Origin of the sequence: Actinomyces succiniciruminis, from assembly GCF_900002405.1 — a bacterium.
In the GTDB taxonomy this organism is placed as follows: domain Bacteria; phylum Actinomycetota; class Actinomycetes; order Actinomycetales; family Actinomycetaceae; genus Actinomyces; species Actinomyces succiniciruminis.
In genome coordinates, this window is sequence record NZ_LK995531.1 from 81,825 (window position 1) to 91,963 (window position 10,139).

Annotated in this window: 6 protein-coding genes; all 6 read right to left on the reverse strand. The window is 63.3% G+C overall.

Annotation, left to right across the window (positions count from 1 at the left end; genetic code table 11):
* Positions 1-1,020: 1,020 nt before the first annotated feature.
* Entirely contained in the window at positions 1,021-2,088 is a 1,068-nt protein-coding gene (locus BN1056_RS11725; RefSeq protein ID WP_210581438.1) for an ABC transporter permease subunit, read from the reverse strand.
* Positions 2,085-3,245 carry an ABC transporter permease gene (locus BN1056_RS11730; RefSeq protein WP_210581440.1) on the reverse strand — a complete coding sequence of 387 codons (1,161 nt, stop codon included), beginning with the start codon at positions 3,243-3,245 and terminating at the stop codon, positions 2,085-2,087. Before BN1056_RS11730 ends, BN1056_RS11725 begins: the two co-directional genes overlap by 4 nt.
* Positions 3,238-4,794: a sugar ABC transporter ATP-binding protein gene (locus BN1056_RS11735; RefSeq protein WP_210581442.1), complete on the reverse strand. Its 1,557-nt coding sequence runs from the start codon at positions 4,792-4,794 to the stop codon at positions 3,238-3,240. Before BN1056_RS11735 ends, BN1056_RS11730 begins: the two co-directional genes overlap by 8 nt.
* Before the next feature lie 124 nt (positions 4,795-4,918).
* Entirely contained in the window at positions 4,919-5,878 is a 960-nt protein-coding gene (locus BN1056_RS11740; protein WP_210581464.1) for an ABC transporter substrate-binding protein, read from the reverse strand.
* A gap of 342 nt (positions 5,879-6,220) precedes the next feature.
* Positions 6,221-9,295 (reverse strand): immunoglobulin-like domain-containing protein, encoded by a 3,075-nt coding sequence (locus BN1056_RS11745; RefSeq protein ID WP_210581444.1) that lies wholly within the window; start codon positions 9,293-9,295, stop codon positions 6,221-6,223.
* A 105-nt stretch (positions 9,296-9,400) separates the two neighbouring features.
* The coding region (locus BN1056_RS11750) for an LPXTG cell wall anchor domain-containing protein (RefSeq protein ID WP_210581446.1) at positions 9,401-10,139 on the reverse strand (739 nt) is incomplete at its 5' end.

The window sequence follows — 10,139 nt, forward strand, 5'->3', positions numbered from 1 at the left end:
CAGCTCGAGCCGCACCGCCGTAGGCGCCCAACGGTGGGAGTGCACCGCCTGCCGGGCCTCGACCACCGCGCCGCAGCCGGCCTCGCCGGGTGGGGCCGACATCGGTCGGACCCCTTACGTCTGTTTGGGCCGCCCCAGTGGCACACTATGGCGGTCCAAACATAAAGAAGCGCTCCAAACAAGGCACGCCGACTGCGAACACCCAACGACACGCCGGCCTAAAGCGGCTCTTCGTGTTTGGGGGGTGCGGCTGGTGGTGTGTTCTGGTCGACCCGGGGACGACCTTGGTTCGGCCAGAACGTCCTCTTCGGCCCGAAGCCCTCCCGAATGTGGAGGGTTTCGGTACGCAACACCGCCTTGACCGTCCGCAACGCCACTCACCGGCCTGCCGCACGCCCCGGGAGACCTTCAACAGACCACTAACTAGCGTCACAAACGACCTCCCCGACACCCCCAGGCCCACACCGCCGGACCACTCAGCCGGGCGCTGGCCCGCACCGCCGGGCGCGGGCCAGGCGGACTGCCGAGTGCAGCGGCGGAGGGTACTTCGGAGGGCTCTTACGCGCGGGCCATCATTGGTCGGCGTCAGGGGGTGGCGTCATGGGGGCGGCGTAGCGGGGTGGACGGTTCGTGTGTTCCAGTGACGGTTCGTCAGGTAGCACCAACGATTCGGCATGAACCACGACGGTTCGTACCCCTACCCCACGAACCGTCACCGGATATGCCGAACCGTCGACCAGAACACACGAACCGTCAGGCGAAGGCACGACCCCTCACGCACGATCCACCGATATCCGCCGTGATCCACCGCTATCCGCCGAGACCGCCGATATCCGCCGAGATTCACCGCTGTCCGCCGAGATTCACGGTGAACTATCCCATCCCCGCTCGTCACACACACAAACCACCACCCAGACACCCCACCCACCACACCCACAAACACGAAAAGCCACAAAACCGGTGGCGGGGTGGACCGAGCAGTATCGGAACGCCCCGCCACCGGAATCCGGGTCACCTAGTTCAGTTGCCCCTACGACTCAGTGCACGCTGCAGGAGCACGAAGGCGAGCAGGAAGACACCGATGAATACCTTCGTCCACCACGAGTCGAGTCCCTCGCGGGCGATCAGAACCTGGAGTAGGCCATAGACCATAACGCCCACGACGCTACCCCAGACGTATCCGCGCCCGCCGGTCAGCAAGGTGCCACCGATGGCCACCGGAGCGATCGCATCCAGCTCCATGCCCACACCGGTGAGGTTATAGCCCGACTTGGTGTACATGGCGAAGAGGATGCCGGCGATGCCCGCGCACGTCCCCGAAAACATGTAGAGCAGGATCTTCGTGCGGCCTACCGCGAGTCCCATGAGATTCGCCGCCGCACCATCATCGCCGGACCCGATGCCGTACACGGTACGACCAAAACGCGTGTAGTGCAGCAGATAGAAACCGATCAGCACCACCACGAATGCAATAATCATCGGAAGCGTAATCTTCCACGAATCGCGACCCTCACCGAATTTGATCGCCCAGGAGGCCAAGGCCGAGAAGCCCTCGTCATTAATGGCCAGCGACTGAGCGGACACCAGGTTGGCGACGCCACGGACGAGGAACATCACCGCTAGCGAAGCGATGAATGGTTGAAAGTCGAAGTACCTCACCAATACCCCAATCAGCAGGCCCGAGCAGGTGCCGATGAGCACCGCGGCGACCAGCACGATCGGCAGCGGCACCCCCGCCGGCAACAGCTTCGCTATCACCAGGCCGACGAGGGCCACGACCGCGCCCACAGAAAGATCGATACCACCGGTGAGGATGCAGACCGTCATGCCGACGGCCAGAACGAGAATGAAGGAGTTGTCAGCGAAGAGATTCGAGAACAGCTTCATCGAGACGAACGGACGACTACCCGAGTACCGGACCTGGCCGATCGCGAGCATGATCAGCAGCGTCAGTATTGTGGAGCCTACCGGCAAATACTTCGGATCGAATACACGACCAAGGAGGCCATTGCGAGCGGCCTTCCCGGCGCCCCGCCCAGCGTTGTCCCGCTTCCTTTTGTTCACGGTGGACATGGCTACGTCACTCATGCCGCTACCTCCCTAACCGAGTCTTCAACGGCCCCGCCGACCCGCTTGTGGCGTTGGGCCCAGTCGCGGAACTGCGGTGCCTGCGCAACCACAACCACGATGACGACAATTGCCTTGAACAACGGAGTCGCGGTCGCAGGGATGTGAAAGATGATGACGGCGCGCTCGATAGCGGTCAGCACCAGAGCGCCGACTACCGTGCCGCCGAGATAGAACTTGCCACCGCTCATCTTTGTGCCGCCTATGACGACGCAGAGGATCGCGTCCATCTCCTTCATGAGGCCGATATTATTAGCGTCCGCGGCCATGGTCGGGGCACCGTAGATGAGCCCCGCCAAGCCCGCCAGCAGGCCACACAGAATGTATACGAGCCACATAATCCGGCGCGATTGCACACCCGATATACGCGACGCCTCCGCGTTGATGCCGATCGACTCCACCAACATGCCCAGAGCCGTCTTGCGCACGAACAATACCAGCAGGATGAACACCAGCGCACCGATGACTACCGGGGTCGGCAGACCGAGGGTGAATCCGGAACCGATCGACTTGAACGGCGCCGAAGTCACAGTTGTGATCTGTGCCCGCGTGATAAGCATTGCTATACCCCGGCCCGCAACCATGAGGATCATCGTGGCGATGAATGGCTGTATATCCAACACGGAGACCAGGAAGCCGTTAAACACGCCTACCGCCAACCCGACCGCCAGGCCCAGCCCGATCGCAGTAACGACAGTCCCCGGCGCTGCAGCATCATTGGCGTTATCAAGGAACGTCAACGACACCGCCAGTGAAATAGCCATAACGGCACCCACTGAAAGATCGATGCCAGCAGTAGCGATGACCAGGCACATCCCCAGTCCGAGGAGCATGGGAGTGACGGCCGCGCGCAGAATATCTATTAGCTGTCCGAACAGGTGCCCATCTTGGAGGGAAATGCTCAGGAAGCCCGGGCTCATCACCTGGCACGCCGCCAGGAGAAGCAAAAGTGCGAGCACCGGCCCAAACAGGTTGTGGGAGGTGATACGCCGTAAGGCGGATGTCCGTTCGACTCGCTCGCGATCCGCGTAGTCGCCAGGCGCTCGGACGGCGGAACCTCGCTTGATATCTGCGGGCGCCCGATTATCCGTACCTTCGTTCGACCGTGCATCACTCATCGGCCTCACCCTTCTCAGCAGCAATAGTCGACATGACAGTGCCGGCCGTAACCCCCGGCCCGTTGACCATTTCGCCCACCTTACTGCGGTCTCGCATAATCATGATCCGGTGAGAGAGGCGTAAGACCTCTTCCAACTCGGAGGAGATGAAGATGACGCTCATACCCTGCCCAGCGAGCTCAGCTACGAGACGTTGAATCTCGGCCTTCGTTCCAACATCGATGCCGCGGGTCGGCTCATCAAGAATCAGCAGCGCGGGGGCGGTGGCCAGCCACCTGGCCAACAGCACCTTCTGCTGATTCCCGCCAGACAGGTTCTTGATCAACATCCCGGGATTGCGGGGATGAATGTCAAGCGCCTCCATGTACTTATCGACAATCCCGTCCAGTTCCTTGCGCGGCAGAGGCCGCCATGCGCCGCGCGACGCCTGGACGGCCAACGCGATGTTCTCGCGGACGGTTAGGTCGCCGATAATGCCTTCCTTCTTCCGATCCTCGGTGGAGTATGCGACCCCCTGTTTCAACGCGGCCAGCGGGCTGGCGAGGCGTACGCTGGAGCCTTTGATCTTCAGTTCGCCGGTGTCAATCTTGTCTATCCCCGCCAGTAGGCGAGACGCCTCGGTGCGACCGGACCCCAACAAGCCCGCGATGCCGACGATTTCTCCCCGGTACACATCAAGATCGTATGCCGCGACATTCCCCTTGCTGGAGACCCCGAGCGCGCTGAGCACCGGAGCGTCCTCACGCTTGACCGCCGCCTCATGGGTTCCGCCGCCGATCGCGTCGAGTTCAGCGGCGTCCTTGCCGATCATCTGGGAGATGAGTTCGGAGCGCGACAGCTCATCCGTGGGAGTCTCGCCGACCAGTTTGCCGTTGCGAAGCACTGTCATACGGTCCGATATCTCATATACCTGGTCGAGGAAATGCGAAACGAATAGGATTGCGACACCCGCGTCGCGCAGTTCTCGGATGACCTCAAACAGTTCCGACACCTCATCCTCGTCAAGCGACGAGGTCGGCTCATCAAGTATAAGGACCTTGGCGTCGACGACCAGTGCCCGCGCAATGGCGCACAACTGCTGAGTAGCTATGCTGTGCTGCGACAACGTGGTGGCAGGGTCAATATCTAGGTGAAGTCGCGACAGGTGTTCCTTGGTCTGTCGGCGCATCTCCCGCCAGTTGATGAAGGGACCACGCTTGGGCTCGTGCCCCAGCATGACGTTTTCGGCTACCGATAGGTTGGGGCAGAGATTGACCTCCTGGTACACAACCGCGACACCGTTGTTCTGCGCATCAGCCGGATCGGCGAAACTCACCTCCTCACCGTCAACCTTGATCGTGCCCGCCGTCAGTCTATTGACGCCGGTCAGCGCCTTGATGAGCGTGGACTTACCTGCACCGTTCTCACCCATGAGAGCATGCACCTCGCCGGGAAAAAGACGGAAGTCGACGTCGTCGAGCGCCTTCACTCCCGGAAAGGTGACTGTGATGCCGGACATCTCCACGATCGGGGTGGGGGCCCCACGCACATCCTGCGTGCCGGTAGCCATGGTCCCTCCATTTCGTCGAAGTGTAGTGGTAGGAATCATTTGGAGAAGAGGAGTACGGCCGTGCTTGCGGCCCACGGCCAGGCCGTGGGCCGCAAGCTGAACACCTCAGGAACGCCGATCCGAGTTAGTACGGCCGCGCGTCGACCTCCTCCTGCGTGATTGTCTGATCAAACGTCTTGTCCTCAACAACGGTGTTCTTCTCGACCTCTTCGCCGGCAACGACCTTCTTCATGAGTTCGCCGAGCTGTTCGCCGAAGATTGGGTTGCACTCAACAACGTAATTGAACTTCTTGTCGACCAGCGCCTGCAGCCCGTCCTTGACGCCGTCGACGGTGACGATGGCAATATCCGTACCCGGCTTCTTGCCGGCCGCTTCAATCGCCTCGATCGCTCCCAGGCCCATGTCGTCGTTGTGGGAGAACACGAGGTCCATGTCCGGATACGCCTGGAGTGCGGCCTCCATTGCGGTCTTGCCTTCGGCACGAGTGAAGTTCCCCGTGGCCTTGCCGATGACGTTGTCACCCATGATGGCGTCGAATGCCGCTTCCCGGTCCACCTGCGGCCCCGAACCCATCGTGCCCTGAAGCTCAAAGATCTTGGCGTTCGGGAAGTTCTCCTGCACCCATTCGCCGGCCATTTTGCCCTCGGCAGCCATATCGGAGCCAATGTGCGCAACGTAGGGATCCTCGACCGTTGTGTCGACGGAACGGTCCACCAAGATCACTGGAATCTCGGCATCCTTGAGTTCCTGGAGCACGTCGTCCCAACCCGTCTCAACGACGGGAGAGAACGCGACAATGTCCACATCCTGGCTGATGAAGTCGCGCAGCGCCTTGATCTGGTTCTCCTGCTTCTGCTGGGCGTCCACGAATGTCAGATCAAACCCGTTCTCGGCGGTCAGATGCTTCTTGATGTCCTCGGTGTTGGCGGTGCGCCAACCCGACTCGGCGCCCAGCTGTGAGTACCCGACGACGATGGCGTCCCCTTCGGCGCCGGAGCCGCCCGACTTGGACGAACCACAGGCACTCAAACCCAGGACCGCCCCACCAACAGCAGACATGACAAGGAATTCGCGACGCTTCATGAGTCTCTCCCTCGAGAATCAGAACGGCCCCACCTTTAGGTAACCGCCACGTTTGCGCACGCCCGACGTTCACCCCTAGCAGGACGAACTTCACGCGCCGGTTATGCGCTCGTACAACTAGATTGTGAACGTTCACATGCGGCCTGTCAAACCTTCGGCCATCCCGTTATGAAGTTGTTGTTTTTGACTTCCCCGGCGGCACCCCGGCGCGCCCAGACCCGACACTTTCGTGTAGGACGACGGGGCGCGGAGGTATGGGCTACACCATCAAGAACCAGCGGACCTCGCCCAGTCCCCCGCCCCGACCCACGACACACGTCACGGTGGCGTCCGCACGTCCGGCTACCGAGGATCCGGGTGTGAGTACAGCCCGTGCTTGCTGTTACGAAGTGCTACCAAGACACACCCGCCGCCCACGAACGCTACCGATATCAGCAATCCCGTCAGTCCGGTGCCGGTTTTGGGAAGACTCCTGCGCCCACCGGATCCGGCATTGTCGTCTCGCCGTATTGGAGCCGCCGTCGTGCTGTTAACAGAGGCCGGGTTCTGAGAAGGGGGCGCTGATGTTGGCACGGGGGCGGCAGCTGCAGCCGACTCCTGCGCCCGCGTCATTGGGGTTCCGGTCGCGGCCTGGACCGGGGTCGGCGATTCACCGCTCGCCGCCCGCGTTGGTGATGGCGTAGGCACCGGTGACGGTTCTGAGTCGGGTTCATTGACGGGCAGGACGGTGACCACGGCTTCAACGGGTTCACGGGTGTCGTTAGCCGCAGTTCCCCGGACGCGTATCTGCCCGGGGCTTGCCAGTGACTCGGCTGTGATCGGTGCCCAGGTCACGCCAGTCTCCTGGACGGATCCGTCGGCCATGGTCAACTCCACGGTGCTCGGCAGCGATGGTTGAGTGTTCAGCGTCGTGGTAACGGACACCTGTTCGACGGCACTGACCGCGATATCGGGTTGAAGCGCCAGTAGTACTGTTTGATACTCCGCCCGGGTGACCGGAATGACCGTGCCGTGGCGTGGCCGGCCGCCGTCCGCGTTCTGCGGCAGGTTGCTGGATAGCTTCGCCGCGGCGGAGTACCAGTCGGCCGCCGAGGTGTCGGCGAGGGGCTTGTCAGTGGCGAAGGGCACGTAATGGTTTGGGCCCCCATGATAGTCGGGCTGGTCGATGAACAGGTACCAGGCGGCACCATTGATGTCGTCAGCATTCGCCTTGAAGATCGACGGCCCCTCGCCGTGGACGAAGGTGTTCGTCCCCACACCGTTGGGCAGCCCTGCCGCGATTCGTTCGGTAATGAGTGTCCACTGGTCGGGAGACCCCTCGGCACCGGGAAGGTCCCCGGACACCGTGGATGTCAGGACCGTAGTTTTTTCCTCGCGAAGAGTCATATCGCCCTCATCCTTGTAGACCCGGTAGTAGACGCCGTCCTCTTCGGCGACGGTTACGTCAATGGTGCCCAGGCCGTCCGTTCCCGACTTGCGCACCGAGTCGATCCATACACGTGGCTCAGAGAAGGTGACGAAGTCGTCCGTTGTCACATACATCATGCGGTTGTAGGTGAGGCTGGTTCGATCCGCGGAGTCGACGGTGTCATACAGATTGGAGGCCCAGTACACGACGTACTTGCCCAGTTCGGCGTCCCAGTAGGCCTCCGGCGCCCAGGTGTTGCCGGCGTAGTCGCTGGAGACCTTGACGTGGCGCTGCTCGGACCAGCTGACGAGGTCGGTTGACTCCCAGATCTCGAGGTACTTCGACCCGGTGCGCTGGGCGGTGGTGAATCCGCCGGGCAGGCCCGCAACTTTAAGATCGGTGGCAAGCATGTAGAAGCGATCGCCGTCGTGGGAGCGGATGATGAACGGGTCGCGCAGGCCTCCGGTGCCCTCGGTGGACTCGATGAGCGGATTACCGTCGTTGAGGGTGTTCCAGGCGAGCGCGTCGTTGCCCTTGGAGGCGGCAATGGAGATCTTCTCCGCGCCCTGTCCCTCACCTGTGAAGAAGGCCCACACGTATGCCTCCTCGGCCTGCACGGACGGCATCGGTTGGACGGTGACAGCAATGTCCTTCGTCTGGGCGACGTCGCCGCTGGTCACCGTGGCGCGCAGAACCACGATGGTCGGATCGGAGCCGGCGGACGGGCGCTTGATCACGTAGGTGGCCGACCCGTCGCGGACACCGGCGATCAGTCGCGGATCGGCGGCGCCGGGCTCAATCACCTCCCAGGCGATCGCCGAGCCTGCGGCGCCGACGGTGGGAACTGAGAAGTTCGAGCGCATGTCGTCGGCGTTGTGGATCACCAGTGCTTCGGCGTCTGCCGACACCTTGGCAGTATCGGTCTGGTCGGCCGATACCTTGACGGTATAGGTGCGCACCGCTGGATCCGCGCCGGGGAACGAGTAGGTGGCGGTCAGAGTCACCGCCGCATCACCCTCCTCGGCGCGCGGCCGAGAGACGGAGGCTACACCATCGCCGTCCACATTGATCACCCCGGGCTCCGAGGATGACCAGGAGATCCCGACCGGCCCAGAGGTGACCGGGACAGTGAAGGTCTCCACTGCCTCAGCGGGGACCTTGGCAGCAACGACGGCCAATGCGGACTCGATCGCGGCAGGGGCGAGGACCTCTGCGCGCTCAGCCGCTTGGTCGGCATAAAGCTCGGACACCTGCTGGTCGGTGAGTGCCTCGTGGTAGACCGCATAATCGTCAACCGTCCCCTTGAAGAACCGATCAGGATAGGGCGACTTACCAATGAATGCGACGAGATCGCCGAAGTCGGTCAGGTCGGTGGCGATCGCGTGTGAGGAGATCTTGACGCCATCTAGGTAGAAGCTCATCGTGCCGGTGGCGCCGCTGATGACGGTCGTGTACAGCGACAGGGATGAGCGGGCCGGGGCCTGCGTCGAGCCGATCTCGGTGTTCCAGGTCTCCGCGGCCGGGTTTGCGGCCGTGGCAGAAGTGATGACGGACTTGACGGCGCCCGAGGGGTTGGCAGGATTGAGCAGCCAGTAGCCCTTGGTGCGGTCGGCGTTGCCCACGTAGGCGCCGGCATAGTTGTCGCTGCCGGTGGCGTTGGTCATCCAGATGGAGATGGTGACGGCTTCCTGTCCTGCATATGCGGCGCCCGGGATACTCACGAAAGCGGCGCCCGAGCCGTTCGCGCCTCCGGGCAGTGAGATCGAGCCTTCGGCGAAGGCGGCGCCCTCACCGGAGACCGTGGCCGCCAGACCGCTGCCCGCCGCGTCGGCGACCGTACCGTCAGCGGCGGCAGAGTCGAAGGTGTAATGAACGTAGGGGTCTGGCAGCTCGGCGGCGAAAGCCACTGCGGGGGCCAGGGGCGCGGCAAGCAACGCGGCCGCTGCGGCACGGCCGAGTCCGGCGCGTATGCGCCGCGCCCGTCTGCGGTCCGGGATCGTTAGGGGCATTTGAGGTTCCTTCTACTGCGGGGCGGTCTCGCCCACGTGGTCGCATCGGTTGACGGGGCTGGGGTGAGGGGGGCGAGGCACGGCTGCGCCCCGCCCCCGGTGGGCTCAGGCCCGACGACGGCGCACGCTCACTGCGCCCGCACCGATGAGCACCAGGCCGCCACTGAGCAAGGCGAGGTCCGTGTTTGCGCCCGTACGAGCTAGGGAAGCGCCGGGCCGGCCCGGTTCCGCCTTCCCACTGCGCGACACCCTCTCGGCGACAGCGACCTCGGCCGGGGCGTTTGTGGAGGCGCTCGTGACGGGACCGTCACCCGGTTGGCCGCTACCACTTACAGGAGCAGGGGACGGAGTGGCGGTCGGAGTCGTCGGCTCCACCGCGGTGGGCTCCGCCGTCGGCTCAGCGGTCGGTTCGGCTGTGGGTTCGTCGGCGGGAACGGCGACAGCGCCCTGTGAAGCGTTGACCAGGTTGTCGCGATAGCCGTCGTAGTGAGCGATGAGCGTGCCCGCAAGTCCCCCGGGCAGGGCGACGTCGGCCCGCCCATCGGTCAGAGCGACGGCCTGGCTCCAGTCGCCCAGCGTGAAGGTGACCGTACCGACGACGTCGCCGGAGTCGGCGGCGGTCACGGTAGCGGTGGCTCGTCGCCCGTCCAGAGCGACTTCCGTGACGGAATCGACGGCGTGTATTCCGCTCCAGGATTCCATTGCGTCCAGGATCGTCTGGGGAACGTTGACGAATGCGCCGTGACGCGGGCTGGAAGGCAAGCCCGTCTGTGCGTGGGGTGTCCAGCCGACCGTCTTGGACAGCCGGGAATCCATCGTCGAGGCGGCAATGGCGGTACCGGTT

What these genes read in the sequence shown, in the direction of transcription:
- BN1056_RS11730 (WP_210581440.1), bottom strand. Translation starts at nt 3,245, where the DNA reads ATGAGTGATGCACGGTCGAACGAAGGTACGGATAATCGGGCGCCCGCA.
- BN1056_RS11740 (WP_210581464.1), bottom strand. Translation starts at nt 5,878, where the DNA reads ATGAAGCGTCGCGAATTCCTTGTCATGTCTGCTGTTGGTGGGGCGGTC.
- BN1056_RS11745 (WP_210581444.1), bottom strand. Translation starts at nt 9,295, where the DNA reads ATGCCCCTAACGATCCCGGACCGCAGACGGGCGCGGCGCATACGCGCC.
- BN1056_RS11735 (WP_210581442.1), bottom strand. Translation starts at nt 4,794, where the DNA reads ATGGCTACCGGCACGCAGGATGTGCGTGGGGCCCCCACCCCGATCGTG.
- BN1056_RS11725 (WP_210581438.1), bottom strand. Translation starts at nt 2,088, where the DNA reads ATGAGTGACGTAGCCATGTCCACCGTGAACAAAAGGAAGCGGGACAAC.